We start from the raw sequence: 21,305 nt of genomic DNA, 5'->3' as shown, positions 1-21,305 counted from the left end.
CATCGCTGCCGGGCCGCTGGCCTAAGGCCGTGGGCAGCCGGCCCTCGTCAAGCAGTGGTCGTCGCTTGCAAGCCCAGCAGCTCCCGCGCCTGCTGCGGCGACGCCACGCTGCGCCCCGCGCCGCGCGCCATCTGGGCCAGTTGCTCTATCAGTGGCCCGTTCGAGGCGGCCTTGCTGCCGTCGGGTAGATAAAACGTGTCCTCCAGCCCCGTGCGTAGGTGGCCGCCCAGCTCGGCCACGCGCTGGTGCACGGGCCATATCTCCTGGCGGCCGATCACGGTGGCCTGCCAGGGCGCATCCTTGATCTTGAGCTTGAGCAATATGGGCAGCAGGTCCGGGTCGGCCGGCATGCCCGATTCGACCCCCATCACGAAGTTGTATTCGGGCAGGCGCTCGGTGTACATGCCGGTCTGCACATACATCTCCACGCAGCGCACGATGCCCACGTCGAAGCATTCGAACTCGGGCAGGGTGCCTGTCTCCAGCATCACGTCGATGAAGTCCTTGACCTTGGCGGGCTGGTTGTCGAACAGCATGGGCGGCCAGGCCCAGGTGCCGTTGCTGCGCACCTTGAGGTAGTTGAGCGAGCCGGCGTTGCAGGCGGCCATCTCGGGCCGGGTGGCGCGCAGGCAGTCCAGCGGGCCCTGGTAGTGCGGGCCCACCACGCCGGTGGTCTGGTTGATGATGAGGCCGGGGCACGCTTCGCGCATGGCCTGCACGCACTCGCGCGCCACCTGCGGGTCCCACGAGGGCAGGTGGCCCTTGCCGGCCCCTTGCTGGCGAAAGTGCACATGCACCACGGCGGCGCCGGCATCCACGGCGCGGCGGGCTTCGCGCGCCAGTTGCTCGGGCGTCACGGGCACGTGGTGCTGTGTGGGGTCGGTCAGCACGCCGGTGATGGCGCAGGTGATGATGGCTTTGTCGGTTGTTGTCGTCGTCATGGCGATGTCTCTTTCAGATACCCAGTTGCCGGGCCGCCAGGTCCTTCATGATTTCTTCGGCGCCGCCGCCGATCATCATGACCTTGACCTCGCGGTAGATGCGTTCGCTGACGGTGCCGCGCATGTAGCCCATGCCGCCCAAAATCTGCACGGCCTGGTCTGCGCAGAACTGCATGGTCTGTGTGGCGTGGTTCTTGAGCAGGCAGACCTGGGCCACCCACTCGGCGCCGGTGTGGCCCGCATCGGCCTGCGTGGCCACCGATTCGAGCCAGGCGGCTGTGGAGTGGATGCGCATCTGCATGTCCACCAGCTTGTGGCGTATCACCTGGTGCGCCACCAGCGGGGCGCCAAAGGTTTTGCGCTGGCGCGCCCAGGCCAAAGCCTCGTCGTAGCAAGCCTCGGCAAAGCCCAGGGCCGATGCGGCGAGGCCAAAGCGCTCGGCGTTGAAGTTGCCCATGATCATGCGAAACCCGTCGCCCTCGGCCCCCAGCAGGTAGCGTGCTGGCACGCGCACGTTGTCAAAGCGCAGGTGCGCGGTGTCGGAGCACAGCCAGCCCATCTTGGCCAGGGCGCTGCGCGACAGGCCGGCACTATCGCCGGGCAGCAGCAGCATCGATATGCCGCCGCTGCCCCGGCTGCCGGCCTCGCCCGTGCGCACCGCCACGGTGATCCAGTCGGCGCGCATGCCCGAGGTGATGAACACCTTTTCGCCATTGACCACGTACTCATCGCCCTCGCGCCGCGCGGTGGTGGCCAGTTGCGCCACGTCGGAACCACCGCCCGGCTCGGTGATGGCCAGCGCCGCAATGCGCTCGCCCGCCAGCACGGACGGGATCACTTCGTTGCGCACGGCATCGCTGCCATGCGCCAGCACGGGGGGCAGCCCGATGTTGTGCGAGAGCAGGCTGGCCAGCACGCCCCCGCTGGTGCCATAGCGGCACAGGGCCTGCCACAGCGGCAGGCGCAGCGCATAGCTGGCGGGTGTGCCGCCGTACTGCTCGGGGTAGCCCAGGCCCAGCAGGCCGAGGTCTCCCGCGCGGCGGTATAGCGTGCGGGGGAATTCACCCGCCGCGTCCCAGGCGTCCACATGCGGGGCGATCTCGGTGCGGGCAAAGCGCGTGACTGTGTCGGTCAGCGCGGCGCGGTCTGCGCGCAGCTCATCAGCCGTCGGGACACGCATGGTCTCAAGCCTCCTGCGTTGCAAAACGCGCCAGCACCTGGCCTGGCGCCACCTGCTGGCCCGGCGCCACCAGCAGCTCGGCCACCGTGGCCGCCGTGGGGCAGGCCAGGCTGTGTTCGAGCTTCATGGATTCGAGCACCACCACCGTGGCACCTGCCTGCAAGGCCTCGCCAGCAGAGACGGGAACCGCCACCACGCGCCCGTTGAAGGGGGCTCGCAGTTCGTTGGCACCGCCTGTCGCGCCTGCGCGTGCGACCGGTTCCCAAGAGGCATCTTCCACCCAGCCGTCCACGCCACCGGCCTGCCAGTGCCAGCGGTGCGGGCCCACTGCCGCCGTGCGCACGGCGTGTGTCACGCCCTCCATGGCGCATTGCACGCGCCCGTCGGGCAGCGGCGTGAGGTGCATGCCGACGGATGCCGGCTCGGTACCTTGTTGTTCAACGCGCAGCTGTCCAGGGCCCAGCTCCCGCACGGCCAGCGGCAGCACAACGCCCTGGTGGCGCAGCCGCATGGGGCGCGCAAAGCTGCAGGGCAGGGTGGTGGTGCGGGGCGGGAACAAGGCGGCCATGGCACTGGGCAGCAAGGCGGTCTGTTCCTGCAGGCGCAGTGCGGCGCGCAGTGCATCGCCCTCCTGCGCGAGGAAGGGCACGCGTGCCTGCCCGGCGCGGAACTGCGGGTGTCCCAGGCACGTTGCCAGAAAGGCGCGGTTGCTGGGCAACCCGAGCAGCGCGGTTCCCTCCAACGCACGCACCAGTGCATCGATGGCTTCGCCGCGCGTGGCGGCATGCACGATGAGCTTGCCCAGCATGGCGTCGTAGTGGGGCGTGACCTCGGTGCCTTCCTCCAGCGCATGGTCAAAGCGCAACCCGCCCAGGAGCGCACGTTCGAAAGAGGTGGCCGACGGCGCGGCGAAATGCAGCACGCGCCCGGTGTGTGGCGTGAAGTGCGCGTCTTCCGCGCACAGCCGCACCTCGATGGCATGGCCCTGCAGTGCCACCTGGTGCTGCGCCAGCGGCAACGGCTCGCCACGTGCCACGCGGATCTGCCACTCCACCAGGTCCAGGCCCGTGAGCGCCTCGGTCACGGGGTGCTCCACCTGCAGGCGGGTGTTCATCTCCATCAGGTAGAAGCTGCCTTGCTGGTCTGAATCGTCGAGCAGAAACTCAACGGTGCCGGCACCCACGTACCCTGCCGCCTGGGCCAGCGCCACGGCACAGGCGCCCATGCGCTCACGCAGGGCCATGTCCACAGCGGGGCTCGGCGATTCTTCGATCAGTTTTTGGTGGCGCCGTTGCACCGAGCAATCGCGCTCGCCCAGGTGGATGCAGTGGCCCTGCGCATCGGCAAACACCTGCACCTCCACATGGCGCGGGTTGAGTAGCGCTCGCTCGATCAGCAGGTCGCCATTGCCGAAGCCCGCCAGCGCTTCGGAGCGTGCGCTGGTCAGGGCTGTGGGCAACTGGGCGGCTTCGACCACCAGCCGCATGCCGCGCCCGCCGCCACCGGCCACGGCCTTCACCATCAGGGGAAAGCCGATGCGCTCAGCCTCTGCTCCAAAGCGCTCATCGCTCTGGTCGCTGCCCGCATAGCCGGGCAGGCAGGGCACGCCTTGCGCCTGGGCCAGGGCCTTGGCACCGGCCTTGCTGCCCAGCGCGCGTATGGCGCCGGCCGATGGGCCAATCCACACCAGGCCCGCATCGGCAACAGCCTGCGCGAACTCTGCGCTCTCGCTGAGAAAGCCATAGCCCGGGTGAACGGCGTCCGCACCGGTGGCGCGTGCTGCCGCCAGCAGCTTGTCGATGCGCAGGTAGCTGTCGGCACTGGCGCTGCCGCCCAGCGCCACGGCTTGCGTGGCCTCGCGCACATGCAGGGCCTGGGCATCGGGGTCGGAGTGCACGGCCACGGTGGCAATGCCCATGGTGTGTGCGGTGTGCACGATGCGCCTGGCAATCTCTCCGCGATTGGCAATCAGTATTTTTTTCATGCCGCAGGGTTCCAGGGTGGTGCCTTGCGGGCCGTGAAGGCGGCCAGCCCCTCGGATGCCTCCGGTCCACGCAGCGCGCGGGCAAACTGGTGGGCGGCATCGTCGAGCAGGGCGGGCAGCGGCAGGGCGCTCTGTACCTGCAGCAGCAGGTGTTTGGTGGCCGCAATAGCCTGGGGTGCGGTGGTGGCCATGCGCTGCACGGCGGCCTGCACAGCGTCATCCATCGCGCCCTCGATGACTTCATCTACCAGCCCCGCCTGCAGCGCGGCAGCCGCCCCACTGCGCGCGCCCGACAGCAGCCACCGCCGGGCCGCCGCAGGGCCGAGCCGCCGCACCACGAACGGCGCAATCTGCGCGGGCACCAGCCCCAGCGTGACCTCGGGCGCGCCGAACTGGGCGCCCGCATCCGCCAGCACCAGGTCGCCGCAGCAGGCCAGGCCCAGGCCGCCGCCCATGGCCGCGCCTTCCACCGCGACCACCAGCCACTGGGGCAGGTCGCACAGCGCCTGCAGCAGGCTGCCGAAGCGGCGGTTGAGTGGCACCAGCGGGTCGGGCACCCCGGCATCGAGCGGCTGGCCGATGGCCTTGGTAAAGCCGCCCAGGCTGCCGCCTGCGCAGAAATGCCCGCCTGCACCGCGCAGCACCACGCCGCGCAGTGTGGTGTCGCTCTGGGCGCGTGTGCAAGCGTTCAGCAGGGCGTCCACCAGGGCATCGGTCAGCGCATTGCGGCTGGCCGGGTCGTTCAGGGTCCAGGTCTCGCAGAAAAGGCCGGTACCCAGCGGCGCGCGGTCGATCAGCAGGGCGTCGTGCATGCGGTGTCCTGGCTCAGTGGGCGGCGGGCCGCTTGGCGATGCCCATGGTCTTGGCGAGGATGCCCAGCATCACCTCGTCGGCGCCGCCGCCGATGGAGGCCAGGCGCCCATCGCGGTACATGCGCGAGACCTTGTTCTCCAGCGTGAAGCCCATGCCGCCCCAGAACTGCAGGCAGGTATCGGGCACCTCGCGGTTCAGGCGGCCGGCCTTGAGCTTGGCCATGGAGGCGAGTTCCAGCACGTCCTGCCCGCCCACGTAGAGCTCGCAGGCGCGGTAGGTCAGCGCGCGCAGGGCCTCCACCTCGGTCTTGAGCTCGGCCAGCTTGAACTGCACCCACTGCTGGTCGGCCAGCGCGCCGCCAAAGAGCTTGCGCTCCTGTGCCCACTCTATCGTCCAGCCAATGCAGTTGTTCAGCGCCTCCAGCGTGCTGGAGGCGCACCACAGGCGCTCTTCCTGGAACTGCTGCATCTGGTAGATGAAGCCCTGGCCCTCGGCGCCAATGCAGTAGCGCTGCGGCACGCGCACCTCGTCGAAGTAGAGCAGCCCCGTGTCGCTGCTGTGCATGCCGATCTTGCGGATCTTCTGTGCCACCTCCACGCCCTTGGTGAGCTGGCCGCCAGGGCCGTCGCGCAGGGGCACCATCACCAGGCTCTTGTTGCGGTGCACAGGGCCTTCGCCGGTGTTGACCAGCATGCACATCCAGTCGGCCTGCAGGCTGTTGGTGATCCACATCTTCTGGCCGCTGATCACATAGTCGTCACCATCCTTGCGCGCCGTGGTCTTGATGCCCGATACATCGCTGCCGGCAGCAGGCTCGCTCACGCCGATGCAGCCCACCGTGTCGCCCGCAATGGCAGGGGCCAGAAAGTCGCGCTTGAGCTCCTCGCTGCCGTGGCGCGCCAGTGCCGGGGTGCACATGTCGGTCTGCACACCGATGGCCATGGGCACACCTCCGCAGTGCACGTGGCCCAGCGTCTCGGCCATGGCGACAGAGTAGGAGTAGTCCAGGCCCGAGCCGCCGTATTCCTCGGGCTTGCACAGGCCCAGCAGGCCGAGCTTGCCCATCTTCTTGAAGACCTCGTGCGCAGGGAAGATCTCGGCCGCCTCCCACTCGTCCACATGGGGGTTGATCTCCTCGTCGATGAAGCGCTTGAGGGTCTTCTGGATCTCGCGGTGCTCGTGCGTGAACTGCATGGTTTGTCTCCGTTGATTTTTGTGTGGACCAGTGCAAGAAGGGGATATGCGTCTACATGCGGGCGACCCCGAACTGCATGGGGTGAAGGCTGCGCGCCTGTGCGTCGGCGCAGGTGGCTAGGCACAGGGCCAGCACGGCGCGGGTGTCGCGCGGGTCGATCACTCCGTCGTCCAGCAGCAGGCCGCTGGTGTAGAAGGCATCGGCCTGGGCCTCGAACATGGCCACGATCTTGTCGAACTGGGCCTGCGACTCGGCCGGATCGGGCGTGATGCCTTTGCGCGCCAGCGCTGCCTCGGTCACGATCTGCATGGTGCGTGCGGCCTGCTCGCCGCCCATCACGGCGGTCTTGGCGCCAGGCCAGCTGAACAGGAAGCGCGGTGCATAACCGCGCCCGCACATGCCGTAGTTGCCAGCGCCGAAGCTGGCGCCGCACTGGATGGTGATCTGCGGCACCGTGGCATTGGCCACGGCCTGGATCATCTTGCTGCCGTGCTTGATCATGCCGCCCCGTTCGCTGTCCTTGCCCACCATGAAGCCGGTGGTGTTCTGCAGGTAGACGATGGGGTGGCCGAGCTGGCACATCCACTGTATGAAGTGCGCGGCCTTGTTGGCGCCGGCCACGTCGATGGGCCCGTTGTTGGTGATGAAGCCCACGGGGCGGCCGTCGATGCGGGCCTGCGCGCAGACGGTGGCCATGCCGTAGCGTGCCTTGAATTCGAGCAGCTCGGAGCCATCGACGAGGCGCGCAATCACCTCGCGCATGTCCACGGGCTGGCGCAGGTCATCAGGCATCAGGGCCAGCAGGTCATCAGCAGCCAGCGTCGGGCCTGGGGCCGCAGACGTTGCAGGAGGGTTCGCCCATCCCGATGCCTCGACGATGGCGCGTGCCATGCCAATGGCCTCGCGGTCATCCAGTGCCAGGTACTCGCCCAGGCCCGAGATGCTGGTGTGCATCTCGGCACCTCCCAGTTCCTCCTCGGTGGCGATCTCTCCCGTGGCAGCCTTGAGCAACGGCGGCCCGGCCAGGAAGGCGCGCGAGCGGCCCTGCACCATGATCACCACGTCCGACAGGCCGGGCATGTAGGCCCCACCTGCCGTTCCCGAGCCATGCTGCACGGTGATCACCGGGATGCCGGCTGCCGAGAGCCGCGCCAGGTTGCGGAACAGGCTGCCGCCATGCACGAAGCCCTCGACCCGGTAGCGCATGAGATTGGCGCCCGCGCTTTCGACCAGGTGCACGAAGGGCAGGCGGTTGTGCAGCGCGATCTCCTGCACGCGCAGGATCTTTTCGAGGCCCATGGGCTGGATGGCCCCCGCCTCGATGCCCGAATCGCTGGCCACCACCATGCAGCGCACGCCCGACACCATGCCAATGCCGGCCACGATGCCGCCGCCGGGAACGGATTTGGCCGGGTCTTTCGTGTCCTGCAGATAGCCTGCCAGCGTGGCCAAGGGCAGCCAGGGCGTTCCGGCGTCGAGCAGCAGGGCCACGCGCTGGCGCGGTAGCAATTGGCCGCGCTTGTCGAACTGCGGCAGCGAGCGGGCCGAGGCGGCCGCAGCGCGGTCTTCGAGGGCGCGCAGGGCGTCCAGGCGCGCCAGTTGGGTGCTGCGCCGCCGCTGTACGTCGGGTGCGGAGGCATTGAACCGCGAGGCGAAAGGCGTCATGGCGCCGCCTCCGGTAGCTGTTGCTGCTGCTCTGCAAACACGCGCGGCACTTGCGCGCGGTGAAAGCCCTCGAATGGCCGCACGGCGGGCCGCCGCTGCGTTGCCACATCGGGCACTTGCATGGGCCAGCCCAGGCGCGCTTGGGGCCGTGCGCCATCGACGCGCAGGGTGGTGCCGCTGATGAAGCTGGCCGCAGGGCTGAGCAAAAAGACGATGGCTGCCGAGACCTCGGCTTCGGTGCCAAAGCGCCCCTGCGGCACCGTGTGGCGCATGGCGCGCAGCATGTCGGCGGCGGCGGGCGGGTAGTTGTCCATGCCGCTCGATGCGATGTAGCCGGGCGCCACCGCGTTCACGCGCACGCCGCTGCCGGCCCATTCGAGCGCAGCGGTTTCGGTGAAGCTGACCATGCCGGCGCGCGCTGCGCCGCTGTGCCCCATGCCAGGCATGGAGCCCCACATGTCGGCCACGATGTTGACGATGCTGCCGCCCTGGGCCTGCATCCACTGCCGGTGGCACTCGCGCGCCATCAGGAAGCCGCCGGTGAGGTTGGTGTTCAGCACCGCCTCCCAGCCCTTGGCGGAGATGCTTGCCAGCGGCGCCATGAACTGGCCGCCCGCGTTGTTCACCAGCGCATCGATGCGGCCATGCTCCGCCAGGGCCTGCTGCACCACGATGGCCACGGCCTCTTCGGAGCGGATGTCGCAGGCATGCCAGGAGGCCCGCCCGCCGTCCGCCGTGATCTCGGCCTGCACCGCCTGCAGCTTGTCGGCCTTGCGCCCGACCAGCACCACCTGCGCACCCAGCCGCGCCAGCTCGTGCGCCGTGCAGCGGCCTATGCCCGAGCCGCCGCCGGTGACGATCACCACCTGCCCCACGAGCAGGCCTGGTGCGAACACGCTCTGGTACATGGCTCATGCCTCCCGTATGAACAATGCGAGCGCTTCGCCGGTCAACTCGTCCAGCGACTTGCCACCCTTGGGGGCAAACCACTGCACGGCCCAGTTCAGTGCGCCGAAAAGGAACAGGCGCGCCACGCCCGGGGTGGCCTGCAGTGCGCCCTGCCGTGACAGGGTTTCGAGAGTGGGCATCCAGGCGGCTTCGTAGGCGTCCTTGACGCGGGCGATCCCCTTGCGTTGCGCGGGCGTCAGCGAGCGCCATTCGTACAGCATCACCGGGATGAAGCCGCTGCGCGGGCCGAGCAGTATCTCGAAATGGTGGCGGATCAGCACCTGGAGCTGCTCGCGCGGCGAGGCGTCGAGGGGCAGGGCGGCCAGCGCCTGCTGCTGGCTTTGCAGGGCCATGACCATGCCTTCGTTCATGACCGCGTGGAGCAAGGCGCCCTTGCTTTCGAAGTGGTAGAAGGGCGAGCCGCTGTGCATGCCCGCCGCCGCAGCGATGTCGCGCGTGGTGGTGGCCGCAAAGCCCTTGGTCAGGAACAGCCTGGCCGCGCCGTCCATGAGCTTGCGGCGGCGGTTGCCGTCATCCACTTCTTCGGCGGTCTTGCGCGGGCGGCCGCGCGGGCGCCGGGGTTCTTCTGCCACCCCGACGGCGGTTTTGCGGATGCGGGCGGCAGGCGTGGTAGGGGCTTCAGGAGGGCGGGGAGGCAAGGGACGTTTGCGCCGGACAGCGGGGGTTTCCATGCTCTGCACGATAGCAAAACACTTTATTTTTAGCAAGCAAGTGCTTTGTAAAAATAACGGATCAGGTTGTTGGCGTTCGTGGTTCCGGTGTATGGACAGAGTGCACGGACGAAGCCCACAAAATTGTTCCCAATCGTTGATTCATCCATCAAGTTGAAACAGGCCGCGCTGCAAAAATGGCGGTTTTTGCGAAATCTGTCACGCTTTGTCGGTTTAATGTTCGTAAAAGTGTTCTTTTGCGCATTGGCGGTGATTTGGCACGGCGGCAGTTATCCCCTACGCTCCGCGGTCAATTCAACGAGAGGCTGGTTTCATGAACACATACGGCATTGCCCGCTGGGCGCGTTGCGCAGTGGTCGCCGCGTCCGCAGCCCTGGCGCTTGGTGCGCAGGCACAGGTCATCGATTTCTCCGGCACGCGTGGCGCGGGCGTCAACCAGACGGACGTGCTGCTGGAAAACCTGCGCCTGCTGGTGCCGGTGCCCAACCCGCAGCAGCCGGGCACCACGACCACGGTGGAATCCAACTACAACATCCTGTTCCGCTTCGACCCTGCCACCTTGCACCTGGTGCCGGTGGGGCTGCAGCAGACCGGCGGGTCGGGCTCGGTGCAGTGCGCCACGGCCCAGGTGACGGTGTTCGATGCGTTGCGGGGCGCGAACCAGCCCCTGGCCAATGCGTCGGTGACGCTGGGCACGCGCTCGGCCACCACCAATGCACAGGGCGTGGCCTCTTTCGCGGGGCTGGCACAAGGTTTCTTCACCGTGACCACCACGGCGCCCAACTATTCGCCCGCCAACCAGACGGTGCTGCTCAACTGCTCCGCCCCCAACCAGGTGGCGGTGGCCCTGTCGCCAGCCAGCGGCAGCGCGGGCGGGCTGGCTGCCGGCCAGTTCCGCACCATCCTGACCTGGGGTGAGAACCCGCGCGATCTGGATTCGCACCTGACGGGCCCGGCTGCTAGCGCCAATTCGCGCTGGCATGTGTACTTTGGCGCCAAGACATCCGGCGACATGTGCGCGCTCGATGTGGATGACATCTCGTCCTATGGCCCGGAAACGGTGACCTGCCCGCCCACGGCCAGCGCAGCCAGCGCGCTGCGCCCGGGCGTCTACCGCTATTCGGTGCACCACTATGCGGGCTCTGGCAACCTCGGCACGTCGAATGCCAACGTGCGGCTGGAGCTTTCCAATGGGCAGGCCTATACCTTCACGCCCCCGGCCGCACCCTATACCGGCTCCAACAATGTCTGGACGGTGTATGAGCTGACGGTGCTGGCCGATGGGTCGGTGGGCGTGGCGCCGGTCAATTCGGTGATGGCGAACGTATCGTCTAGCAGCGTGGCCCGCGAACTGCCGATTGCCGAAGGCACCGGCCTGGGCCAGGCGGAGAGCCCTTCAGTGTTCCGGAACCTGGCGAAATAACTGCGCAGGCAGACGCCGCAAGGCGCTTGAAGTGTCCGCGTCCTGCCCAATTCGAGCCCCGGCACCCAAGGTGCCGGGGTTTTTGCATTGCGTCGCGATTGTCTGAGGGGTGACAGATTGTTCTTCGCAACCATGTGGCTCTTCGCCAGGTTTGCAATGCTTTTGATAGCGATGGAGGCAATTTCGGCGAAGTCTTCCAGCAATTTGGCCCTGCTTTTGAGCCCTATGGGTTAGCCTGGCTCACAATCCGTAGTGCCCGTTTAACAGAGACATTTGCAGGGTTAATGCGGCGGCACGCTGGCCACGGTGATAACGTAAGCGCATGAATACACCGAACCAAACCCCTACGCCTTCGCCCTCCGGTCTGGACCCCCAAAAGGTACGCGCAGATCTGGAGAACCTGTTTCGCCAGGCTGTGCCGCAGCCGGGCAAGCCATCTGCCGACAAGCCCGCAGGCAAGTAAGGCACCGAAAACCGCATTCACGCCGCCCATCCGCCTTGCGGATGGGCGGCGTTTGCTTTGGTGGTCTGCACTCCGGTGGGTGATAACTTCGCTGCACCACCGGATGGTGATCATTGGTTTTCTGTATCAACGGCGTGTGGGCGCCGGTGATACAGTGGTGCAGCGATTCACCCTGCGGCCAGATCCTGCCTTTTCACACTGACTTGCTGCCTGCTTCACGGCGGGCTGGGGCGGTTTTGGAAGGAGATGACCACACGCAAGAAAGCCCTGCCATGGCCAACGTCTCCGATCTCCAGCGCATCGTGTACTCCGGCAACCCGCAGGCCGATGCCCTGCTGGACAACCCGTCGCCGTGGAACTTCTTCCCCGATGGCCGCAAGGTGCTTTACTACACGTTTGACGCAAGCCCCGGCAGCGTGGCGGCTTCCGATGCGGGGCGTCCGATCACGGCATTCAACACAGCGCAGCAGCAGGCCACCCGGCAGATACTGCAGCATGCGGCGGCGGTCACGGGCATCGTGTTCACCGAGGTGGGCAGCTCGGCCCAGGCGGACCTCCATTTTGTTGCGACGAATATCCCGGGGGCATCGACGGCGGGATTGGCATCGACGTTCTACAACTACAGCTACAACGGCAGCCAGACGCTGACCCAGCTGAATGCGGAGTCGGTGGTGTACCTGGACAACGTGGAGCATGCCGGCATCAACAACCAGCCCACGGCGGGCGGTGCCGGCTACGAGGTGCTGCTGCACGAGGTAGGGCATGCGCTGGGGCTGGCGCACCCGTTCGACTCCTCGCGGCCGTTGCCATCGGCGCAGGACAACACCAACAACACCGTCATGTCGTACACACGTGCTGGCCCCTACAAGACCACGTTCCAGGCATTTGATCTACTGGCGCTGGACTGGATCTACGGGCGCGATGGCCTGGGCGGGACCTGGGGCATGAATTCCACGAACGGCCCGACGCTGAACTTCGCCAGCCAGCCCAGTGGTACTGCGGGGCCGGACGTGCTTACCAGCACGCAGGCCAGCGAGACATTCAACGGTGCGGGAGGTGTAGACACCTTGGTGGCCCACGGCGCGCGCAGCGGCTACTCGCTCACCCGCAAGGATGGTGGCTGGCAACTGGTGGATGGCACTGCGGGCCGCGATGGTACGGACACCTTGGTGCAGATCGAGCGCGTGCGCTTTTCGGACCGCTCGGTGGCGCTGGACCTGGATGGCGCGGCGGGCACGACGGCGCGCCTGCTGGGGGCGCTGGTCGGTCCGGCAGGGTTGGGCAGCCGCGAACTGGTGGGGGCAGTGCTCAGTGTGGTGGATTCGGGCGCGTCGCAGCTGCAACTGGCGCAGCTGGGCCTGAATGCAGTGCTGGGCGCTTCGGCCACGCCGGAGCAGGTGGTGGCGCTGCTGTTCGGCAACGTGGTGGGGGCGTCGGCCGACGCCTCCACGGTGCAGTCGCTGGCTGGCCTGATCAGATCGGGTGCCTACACCAACGCGTCCTTCACGGTGGCAGTGGCCAACCTGGACATCAATGCGACCCATATCGACCTGGTGGGGCTGAGCACACGAGGGCTCGACTACGTCTGACCACGCCGGGCACCAGATGCCTGCCGCTGGGTTTTCTCCGCCCAGGGTGGCGTGCCTGGGCTCCATCTTGCGTTGCCTGTGATTCAAATCACTCCGACGAGAAGGTGCCTTCGCTTGCGGTAAAAAATTCATATAGGAACTGGTACACTCCGTTTCCTATATGAATTCCCTACTGCGCATTCCGCTCGAAGCGACGCCTGAACAGGTGGAGCGGCTGCGTGCGTTGCAGATGGGGTTTGCCAAGGTGTGCAATGCCATTGCGCCTGTCGTTCGGCAGACCAGGGTGTGGAACAGGGTGGCCTTGCACCACCTGACTTACCGGCCGTTGCGAGAGCAGTTTCCTGAGATGGGCTCACAGATGGTCTGCAATGCCATCTATTCCGTGTCCCGCACGGGGCGCCTGATTTTTCAGCACCCCGCCAGCCCGTTCAATCTTTCGCGCCTGGGGGACAAACCCCTGCCCCTGCTGCAATTTGCAGATACCTGTCCTGTGTACTTCGACCGCCACACCCTGAGCGTCAAGGCGGGGCAGCTGTCGATGTTCACCCTGGACGGTCGCATGCGCTTTCAGCTGGCGCTGCGCACGGAGGACGAAGCGAGCTTTCATGAGAAGAAGCTGCGTGAGATTGTGCTGTCCAGACGGGCAGATGGCGTCTACGAGCTGTCGTTTCTGCTGGGAGATGAGCCCGACGGCAAGGACACCCGGCCGGACACGCCCATGCCTGACGGCGAAATTCCTGAATACATCATGGTCCAAGAGACAGTATGAAACCCAACGCCCCTCCTTCTGAACTGCGCCAAGCCATCTCGTCCTTGCGGCCTTATTTTGTCCGCGCCGGCTGGTTCAGCGTCTTCTCCAGCCTTTTGATCCTGGCACCCTCGGGCTACATGCTGGAGGTGTATGACCGCGTGGTGAACACGCGCAACCATACGACCTTGGTGATGCTTACCTTGATTGTGCTCGGTGCCTATGTGTTGATGGAGGTGCTGGAGTGGGCGCGCAGCGAAGTCATGCGAGCCGCGAGCGTCGAGCTGGATCACTCGCTGAGCAATCGGATCTTTGGTGTGATATTCGATGCGAGCCTGCGTCGCCTGCCAGGTGGCTCGCAGCAGCCGCTCAATGACTTCCGTTCCGTGCGGGACTTTCTGTACTCGCCGGCGCTTCTGGCCGCAATGGAGGCGCCCATTGCACTTGTGATGGCGGTGCTGCTTTTCATGATCAGTCCTGTGCTGGGCTGGACTTCGCTGGTGTTTGGCGTGGTGCAGGTGGCGGTGGCGTGGTTCAACGAGCGCGCCACCAAGCCGCCGCTGATGCAGGCCAATGGCAGCTCCATCGCTGCCCAGCAGTATGCCGATGGCGCCTTGCGCAATGCCGAGGTGATCGAATCCATGGGCATGCTGCGCGACACGCACAAGCGCTGGCTGAACAGGCAGCGCGACTTTTTGCGGCTGCAGGCACTGGCCTCCGAGCGCGCAGGGGGATTTCAGGCACTTTCCAAGCTAGTGCAGAACATCCTGGGCTCGCTGCTGCTCGGGCTTGGGTGCTGGTTGCTGTTGCGCAATGAACTCAACGGCGGTGCGGGGATGATGATCGTTGCATCCATTCTTGGGGGGCGCATGCTCGCTCCGCTGGTGCAGGTGGTTGCCCAGTGGCAGTCAGTGGTCAACGTGCGGGATGCATGGATGCGCCTGGACCAATTGCTGACCGCGCTGCCTGCGCCAATGCAGGGGATGGCCCTGCCCGCGCCGCGCGGCGTGCTGCAGGTGGAGCAACTCATCGCTTCGGCTCCCAACTCTGCCGGCCACATTCTTCGGGGTGTGGGGTTCGCACTGGCTCCTGGTGAGGCGCTCGCCGTGGTCGGCCCCTCCGCCTCAGGCAAAACCACACTGGCACGTCTGCTGGTCGGCTTGTGGCCTGCCGCCGGTGGCAAGGTGCGCCTCGATGGTGCCGACGTGTATACCTGGGCCAAGGCGGAACTGGGCCCTTACATGGGGTACCTGCCGCAGGGCGTGGAGCTCTTCGAGGGCACGCTGGCGGAGAACATCGCCCGGTTCGGCGAGGTGGACATGGTCAAGGTGGAAGCCGCTGCACGCGGTGTCGGCCTGCACGAATTCATTCTGTCCCTGCCGCACGGATATGACAACCCGGTAGGGCCGGACGGGGCAAGGCTTTCGGGTGGTCAACGCCAGCGTGTGGGTCTGGCGCGGGCGCTCTATGGGGATCCCGTATTTGTCGTGCTCGATGAACCCAACTCCAGCCTGGACGAGCAAGGCGATGCCGCGCTGAACCATGCCATTGCGGCGGCCAAGGCTCGCGGCACTACCTTTGTGATCATGACCCACCGCATGAGTGTCCTGGCCGTGGTCGACAAGTTGCTGGTGTTGCGCGATGGCACCCAGCAGGTCTTCGGCCCCCGTGATGAGGTGCTGGCGGCGCTGAACAAGGCCGCGCAGGCGCAGGCCGAGGCACAGGCGCCCGCAGCACAACCTGTTCCAGCTGCACCTGCACTGGCGGCATCCTGATACCCACGCGAGTTCACATTCATGAAGAAAACGGGTTTTTTCCACCGCAGCGAGCTGACTGAGGTCCTGTGGTCCTTTCGGCGGGAGTTCATCGTGGTCGGCATCTTCAGCATGGTGGCCAACCTGCTCATGCTGGCGCCCACGATGTACATGCTCCAGATTTTTGACCGTGTCATGGCCAGTCGCAGCGATCTGACGTTGATCGTGATGTCGCTGATCACACTCTTCCTGTTTCTGGTGATGGCCTTTGCCGAATGGATGCGGTCTCGCGTCCTGGTGCATGCAGGGGTGCGGCTGGACGGAGTGCTTGGCACCCGCGTCTTCAATGCCAGCTTCGAGGCACGCCTGGGCCAGACCGGGGCTTCCGTGGCACGGGCATTCAGCGACCTCATTCAGATCCGCCAGTTCCTCACGGGCAATGGCATCCTGGCGTTCTTCGATATTCCCTGGGCGCCCATTTACCTGGCCGTCTTGTTCTTCCTGCATCCGGTGCTGGGCTACGCGGCGCTGGTTTTTGCAGCAATACAGGGCGCGTTGGCTTGGTTTGGCCATCGCCACACCGTAGCGCCATCGGAAGCCGCGTCCAAGGCGACCGCAGAATCGGGCATGTATCTGCAAAGCAAGCTGCGCAATGCAGAAGCGCTGGAGTCGATGGGCATGGTGCACAACCTGCGTCCCCACTGGAAGGCCCGGCATGACAAGGCGCTGGATCTGCATGGCAGGGCACAGGCGCTGTCGCACCGGATCAGCGCCTGGAGCAAATTCATCCGCTACAGCCAGCAGTCCCTGGCGCTGGGTCTCGGCGCGCTTCTGGTGATCGATGGCCAGCTGTCCCCCGGGGGCATGATCGCGGCCAACGTGCTGATGAGCCGGGCGCTGGCTCCCATCGACATGCTGGTCGGAACCTGGCGCGGCTTCATCGGCGCAAAGGGGGCCTTCGAGCGGCTGGAGTTGCTGCTGAAAGCACATCCCGAGCGCGACCCGGCACTTTCTCGCGTGGCTCCCCAGGGCTCGGTGACTCTGCGCGACGTTGTCGCAACGGCTCCAGGCCGGCCCATGCCCATCCTCAAAGGCGTGAGCACCGCTGTGCAGGCCGGGACTGTCACGGTAGTCCTTGGTCCCTCGGGTTCCGGGAAATCCACATTGGCGCGCTGCCTCATGGGCATCTGGCCGGATGTGTCGGGGGAAGTATTGCTCGACGGGCTGCCCATCGATGGCTGGGACCGCAATGAGTTGGGCCCCCATCTGGGTTACCTGCCGCAGGATATCGAGCTGTTCGAGGGCACGATTGCCGAGAACATCGCCCGCTTCGGCAAGGTCGATCCCGAAAAGGTCATTGCCGCAGCGCGCAGTACAGGCCTGCACGAGATGATCCTGCGCTTCCCCAAAGGGTATGACACCCCCATTGGCGAGGCCGGAAATCTGCTCTCGGGCGGTCAGCGCCAGCGCGTGGGCCTGGCCCGCGCTGTCTATGGGAATCCTGTGCTGGTGGTGCTGGACGAACCCAATGCCAATCTGGATGACGTGGGTGAAGCAGCTCTGGTGCAGAGCGTGCAGCAACTCAAGGCCCGGGGGTGCACCGTGTTCCTCGTGACCCACAGGCCCGGGATTCTGGCGGTTGCTGATCGCCTACTGATCTTGCAGGACGGCGAGGTGCAGGCGGACGGCCCGCGCGATGCAATTTTGAATGCCTTGCGTGCAGCACAGGCTGCTGCGCAATCGCCGCCGCCCGCCGCTGACAAGGGCGGGCTGCAGCCCACGCCCGCCTGAGCCCGCGCTCTGATGGCGTGCACTGTTTTATTGAACCCTCTTTCTGTCGGGTACTGACATGGTCAAATCACTGTTTCCTTTGAATAAAAAGCCGGAGGCTTCGTTCGACGCCGACGAAGCGGCCACGGATTCGCCCGGGAGCTCTTCTCGGCCGGGCCGATTGGGCCTGTGGGCTCTGGCAATTGGCTTTGGTGGCTTTCTGCTGTGGGCCGCCTTTGCTCCTCTGGACGAAGGCGTTCCGGCCGCAGGTATTGTTGCCATCGACACCAAGCGCAAGGCGGTGCAGCACCTGAGTGGCGGCATCGTCAAGGAGGTGCTGGTGCGCGAAGGAGACGAAGTCAAGGAGGGTCAGTTGCTGATCCGCCTGGATTCGGCTGTGGCAAAGGCCAACTATGAATCTGTGCGTCAGCGCTACCTCGGTCTGCGCGCGATGCAGGGGCGATTGCTGGCAGAGCAGGGTGGCCTCGCAAGCATCAGCTATCACGCCGACCTTCAGGCTGCGGCATCGGACCCGCTGATCCGGCAGCAGATGCAGAACCAGGAGCAGTTGTTCATGACCCGGCGCAGCCTGCTGCGCTCCGACCTGCAATCCATCGAAGAAAACATCCAGGGCCAGGAGGGTCTGCTGCAGGCCTATGACGGCATGCTGGCCAGCCGCAAGAGCCAGTTGTCGCTGATCAATGAAGAGTTGGGTAATCTGCGTGGTCTGGTCAAGGAAGGCTATGCACCACGCAACCGCCAGTTAGAGATGGAGCGCATGGTCGCGGACTCCAGCACAGCAATTGCCGACTTGGTGGGCAATACGATCCGCGGTCGCCGCGCTATTGGCGAGTTGCGCCAGCGTGCCATGTCACGCCAGCAGGAGTACCGCAAAGAAGTGGAAACCCAGTTGGCCGAGGTCAGCCGCGAAGTGCTGTCGGACAACGAAAAACTGCATGCTGTCACTGATGACCTGGGGCGCACCGAAATCAAGGCGCCTGCATCCGGCCAAGTGGTGGGCCTTGCTGTCCAGACTGTGGGCGGCGTTATTTCGCCGGGTCAAAAGCTCATGGACATCGTCCCCAAGGATGCCTCGCTGCTGCTGGAGGCGCATGTGGCTCCGCACCTGATTGACCGCGTGCGTTCCGAGTTGCCGGTGGATGTGCGGTTCTCGTCCTTTGCCCATTCGCCCCAATTGGTGGTGGGGGGCAAGGTGGTTTCAATCTCCGCCGATTTGCTGGTCGAGCCGCAAACCAATGTCAGCTATTACCTGGCGCGCATCCAAGTGACGCCCGAAGGCCTCAAGAAATTGGGTACGCGCCAATTGCAACCGGGCATGCCTGTGGAGGTCATCTTCAAGACTGGCGAACGCTCGATGCTGACCTACCTGCTGCACCCGCTGACCAAGCGGCTGGCGGCGTCCATGACCGAGGAGTGATGCAATGACTTTGCAATATGCCATCCTGCCTGCGGGCAGCGCCCGGCGCGGATATGCATCCCGCCTGACCTGCATGGCCGCTGCCGTGGCCGGGCTGCTGGCGGCCGCGCCCGCCTGGTCCATCGACCTGCGCCAGGCCTATGAAGCCGCGCTGGCCAACGATGCGACCATCCGCTCCTCGCGTGCCGCGGCCGATGCCAACCGCGAGCAACTGCCCCAGGCGAAGGCGCAGCGGCTGCCCAACGTTTCTTTCACTGCGGGCCGCAACAAGAACGACCTCACCAGCGAAACCCAGAACATTCTGGGTCAGCCGGTCACGACAGATAACAAGTACTACAGCGGCAACCAGGGGCTGACCATTCGCCAGCCGCTGTACCGCCCGTTCATCGGCGCGCTGGTCAAGCAGGCCGAGGCGGTGGTGAAGGATGCGGATGCCACGCTGGAAAGCGCCGAGCAGAGTCTCGTGGTGCGTGTGGGCGAAGCCTACTTCGAAGCCCTGCTGGCCGAGGAGCAACTCGCTCTTGTCAGCTCGCAGAAAAGCACCTACACCACCCAGCTCGATGCGGCCAAGAAGGGCTTTGCGGCAGGCAGTGGCACGCGCACCGACATCGACGAGGCCCAGGCCCGGCTGGACCTGACCTATGCGCAGGAGCTCGAAGTCCAGCAGAACGTGGAGTTCACCCGCCGCAAGCTGGAGACCATCACGGGGCAGCCGCTGGGCACCCTAGCGCGGCTGGATCTGGCGCGTTTCACGCCAGGGGCGCCCACTCCCAGCCTGGTGGAAGACTGGATTGCCCGTGCCGAGCAGGCCAGCCCTGATGTGAAGGCCCTGCGAGCGCGGCTGGAGGCCTCGACCTTCGAGATCGACAAGGCCAAGGCCGGGCACAAGCCTACGCTGGATGCGGTGGCGCAGTGGTCGCGCAACAGCAGCGACAGCGTGACCAACGTGAATTCGCGCTATGACAACAAGTCCATAGGCTTGCAACTGACCGTTCCGATCTATTCCGGTGGCTATGTCAACTCCACGGTGCGCCAGGCGGTCGCCAGTGCAGAGCGGGCCCGTGAGCTGCTGGAGGCCACGCGCCTGGATCTGAGCGTGCGGGTGCACCGCGAATTCCGCGGAATGACCGAGGGCGTACTGCGCATCAGCGCCCTGGAGCAAGCCGTGCGCTCGGCCGAGCAGGCCGTGCTGTCCAACCAGATGTCGTTCAAGGCCGGCGCCCGCACCACGCTCGACGTGCTGAATGCCGAGCAGCAAAAGACCACGGCGCTGCGCGATCTGGCCCAGGCCCGGTACTTGTACGTGGCCTCGCGCCTGCGTCTGCAATCCCTGGCGGGGGACGAGCGTGCGGCCAGCGTATCGGAAATCAATGCCTGGCTGGCCCTCTGACCCGCAGCCGTAGACCCGTAAATGCCTCGCATGCCGGTGGTCGCTGGCAAGTGGGAGAGGCTCGTCGCGGCGTGCCTCATCCGAAGCGAGACGCATTTCTGTTGTGTGGTGCACGGACGGATTGTGTGACCGGCGGCACGCCGGGGTACATGAGGTTACGCAACGACACGGTCCCTGCAGTTACGATTGGCGCCTCATGATCTGGTTGTCCGTGGTGGGTTTTCTGGTGGCGGCGATGGCTGCAGGGTTCGTCGTACGCTGGGTGCGGGGTCATGCATCTGCGTATGGCAATGGCATGCCCCAGCGTTTCCACATGGGGGACGTACCGCGGTTGGGGGGCGCAGCCTTGCTGCTGGGCCTGGCAAGCGCCTGGGGCCTGGGCATGCTGCAGTCCTTCCTGGGCGACCCGGGTTCCTTGCGGCTCGGTTGGTGGGTTGGCAGTTGGTTGCTGGTGCTCTTGCCCGCCGTGCTCGGCGGCATTGCCGAAGACATGACCCAGCGGCTGGCCGTGCGCTACCGCCTGGCGCTGACCGGCGCCTCGGGGCTCCTGGCCATCTTCCTGCTGGATCTTTCCGTTCCCCGCATCGGTTTGCCCTGGGTTGACATGCTGCTATCGGCCTGCCCCTGGCTGGGCCTGGCCATCGTGGTGCTGGCCGTGGCGGGCCTGCCCCATGCCTTCAACATCATCGACGGTTACAACGGCCTGGCCGGCATGGTCGCCATCATCGTCTGCCTGGCCCTGGCGCACGTGGCCCTGCAGGTCGGGGACCGCTCCCTGGCGGCGCTACTGGTCACAACCGCCGCCGCCACAGGGGGCTTCCTGGTGTGGAACTACCCGCGAGGCATGCTGTTTGCCGGCGATGGCGGGGCCTATGTATGGGGCGTCGTCATTGCCCTGGCCAGTATCTCCCTGGTACAGCGCAATGCCGATGTCTCTCCCTGGTTCCCCATGCTGCTCTTGATCTACCCGGTTTGGGAGACCGTGTTCTCGATCTACCGCAAGGCGGTTCGCGGCGTTTCGCCCGGGGTGGCCGACGCCCTGCATTTCCACCAACTGATCTACCGGCGCATCGTGCGCGGGGTGTTCCACGACGACGAGTCGCGCCGCGTGCTCATGCGCAACAACCGCACCTCGCCCTATCTGTGGGGCTTCACGCTGCTCACCGTGGTGCCCGCTATCCTGTTCTGGAACAACACCTTGGTGCTGATGGGTTTCTGCTGGCTTTTCGTCATCAGCTACGTGGTGGCCTATCTGGCCATCGTGCGCTTCAAGGTACCTGACTGGCTGCGTAGATAGCCGGCTGGCCCCTGA

General features: G+C 65.8%; 16 protein-coding genes. 8 read left to right on the top strand and 8 right to left on the bottom strand.

Annotated features, from left to right (window positions below; translation table 11 throughout):
- Window positions 1–47: 47 nt before the first annotated feature.
- Genes ACSQ9E_RS25440 through ACSQ9E_RS25405 form a run of 8 tightly spaced genes read right to left on the bottom strand, consistent with a single transcriptional unit; the run spans window position 48 to window position 9,418 of the window.
- Complete coding sequence (locus ACSQ9E_RS25440) at window positions 48–941, bottom strand: 3-keto-5-aminohexanoate cleavage protein (protein ID WP_436219514.1); 894 nt, start codon at window positions 939–941, stop codon at window positions 48–50.
- Window positions 942–954: 13 nt separating this feature from the next.
- The gene (locus ACSQ9E_RS25435; RefSeq protein WP_436219513.1) at window positions 955–2,121 is read right to left on the bottom strand and encodes an acyl-CoA dehydrogenase family protein; all 1,167 of its coding nucleotides are present in this window, start codon (window positions 2,119–2,121) and stop codon (window positions 955–957) included.
- Between the two features lie 4 nt (window positions 2,122–2,125).
- A complete protein-coding gene (locus tag ACSQ9E_RS25430) occupies window positions 2,126–4,105 on the bottom strand; it encodes a biotin carboxylase N-terminal domain-containing protein (RefSeq protein ID WP_436219512.1) in 1,980 nt (659 codons plus the stop codon).
- Complete coding sequence (locus tag ACSQ9E_RS25425) at window positions 4,102–4,917, bottom strand: enoyl-CoA hydratase/isomerase family protein (protein ID WP_436219511.1); 816 nt, start codon at window positions 4,915–4,917, stop codon at window positions 4,102–4,104. The genes ACSQ9E_RS25430 and ACSQ9E_RS25425 overlap by 4 nt, the downstream gene beginning before the upstream one ends.
- A gap of 13 nt (window positions 4,918–4,930) precedes the next feature.
- Window positions 4,931–6,112: an acyl-CoA dehydrogenase family protein gene (locus ACSQ9E_RS25420; protein WP_436219510.1), complete on the bottom strand. Its 1,182-nt coding sequence runs from the start codon at window positions 6,110–6,112 to the stop codon at window positions 4,931–4,933.
- A 52-nt stretch (window positions 6,113–6,164) separates the two neighbouring features.
- A complete protein-coding gene (locus tag ACSQ9E_RS25415) occupies window positions 6,165–7,778 on the bottom strand; it encodes an acyl-CoA carboxylase subunit beta (protein ID WP_436219509.1) in 1,614 nt (537 codons plus the stop codon).
- A complete protein-coding gene (locus tag ACSQ9E_RS25410) occupies window positions 7,775–8,686 on the bottom strand; it encodes an SDR family oxidoreductase (protein ID WP_436219508.1) in 912 nt (303 codons plus the stop codon). The genes ACSQ9E_RS25415 and ACSQ9E_RS25410 overlap by 4 nt, the downstream gene beginning before the upstream one ends.
- Window positions 8,687–8,689: 3 nt before the next feature.
- Window positions 8,690–9,418: a TetR family transcriptional regulator gene (locus tag ACSQ9E_RS25405; RefSeq protein WP_057266350.1), complete on the bottom strand. Its 729-nt coding sequence runs from the start codon at window positions 9,416–9,418 to the stop codon at window positions 8,690–8,692.
- A gap of 313 nt (window positions 9,419–9,731) precedes the next feature.
- Between ACSQ9E_RS25405 and ACSQ9E_RS25400 the strand changes: the two genes are divergently transcribed.
- The 8 genes from ACSQ9E_RS25400 (at window position 9,732) to ACSQ9E_RS25365 (ending at window position 21,290) form a co-directional block, all read left to right on the top strand.
- On the top strand, window positions 9,732–10,841 hold the full coding sequence (locus ACSQ9E_RS25400) for a carboxypeptidase regulatory-like domain-containing protein (protein ID WP_057266349.1): 1,110 nt from the start codon (window positions 9,732–9,734) through the stop codon (window positions 10,839–10,841).
- A 735-nt stretch (window positions 10,842–11,576) separates the two neighbouring features.
- Entirely contained in the window at window positions 11,577–12,893 is a 1,317-nt protein-coding gene (locus ACSQ9E_RS25395; protein WP_436219507.1) for a M12 family metallo-peptidase, read from the top strand.
- 160 nt (window positions 12,894–13,053) lie between these two features.
- Window positions 13,054–13,662 carry a hypothetical protein gene (locus ACSQ9E_RS25390; RefSeq protein WP_057200063.1) on the top strand — a complete coding sequence of 203 codons (609 nt, stop codon included), beginning with the start codon at window positions 13,054–13,056 and terminating at the stop codon, window positions 13,660–13,662.
- Window positions 13,659–15,416 carry a type I secretion system permease/ATPase gene (locus tag ACSQ9E_RS25385; protein ID WP_436219506.1) on the top strand — a complete coding sequence of 586 codons (1,758 nt, stop codon included), beginning with the start codon at window positions 13,659–13,661 and terminating at the stop codon, window positions 15,414–15,416. The genes ACSQ9E_RS25390 and ACSQ9E_RS25385 overlap by 4 nt, the downstream gene beginning before the upstream one ends.
- 21 nt (window positions 15,417–15,437) lie before the next feature.
- Window positions 15,438–17,186: a type I secretion system permease/ATPase gene (locus ACSQ9E_RS25380; protein WP_436219505.1), complete on the top strand. Its 1,749-nt coding sequence runs from the start codon at window positions 15,438–15,440 to the stop codon at window positions 17,184–17,186.
- A 58-nt stretch (window positions 17,187–17,244) separates the two neighbouring features.
- Entirely contained in the window at window positions 17,245–18,603 is a 1,359-nt protein-coding gene (locus ACSQ9E_RS25375) for an HlyD family type I secretion periplasmic adaptor subunit (protein WP_436219504.1), read from the top strand.
- A gap of 4 nt (window positions 18,604–18,607) precedes the next feature.
- A complete protein-coding gene (locus ACSQ9E_RS25370; protein ID WP_436219503.1) occupies window positions 18,608–19,993 on the top strand; it encodes a TolC family outer membrane protein in 1,386 nt (461 codons plus the stop codon).
- A 196-nt stretch (window positions 19,994–20,189) separates the two neighbouring features.
- A complete protein-coding gene (locus ACSQ9E_RS25365; RefSeq protein ID WP_057200068.1) occupies window positions 20,190–21,290 on the top strand; it encodes an MraY family glycosyltransferase in 1,101 nt (366 codons plus the stop codon).
- Window positions 21,291–21,305: the final 15 nt, after the last annotated feature.

Source organism: Acidovorax sp. LjRoot118 (genome assembly GCF_964253575.1).
In the GTDB taxonomy this organism is placed as follows: Bacteria; Pseudomonadota; Gammaproteobacteria; order Burkholderiales; family Burkholderiaceae_C; genus Acidovorax.
Note: the sequence above shows the minus strand (reverse complement) of the source record. Positions and strands in the feature narration are given on the sequence as shown.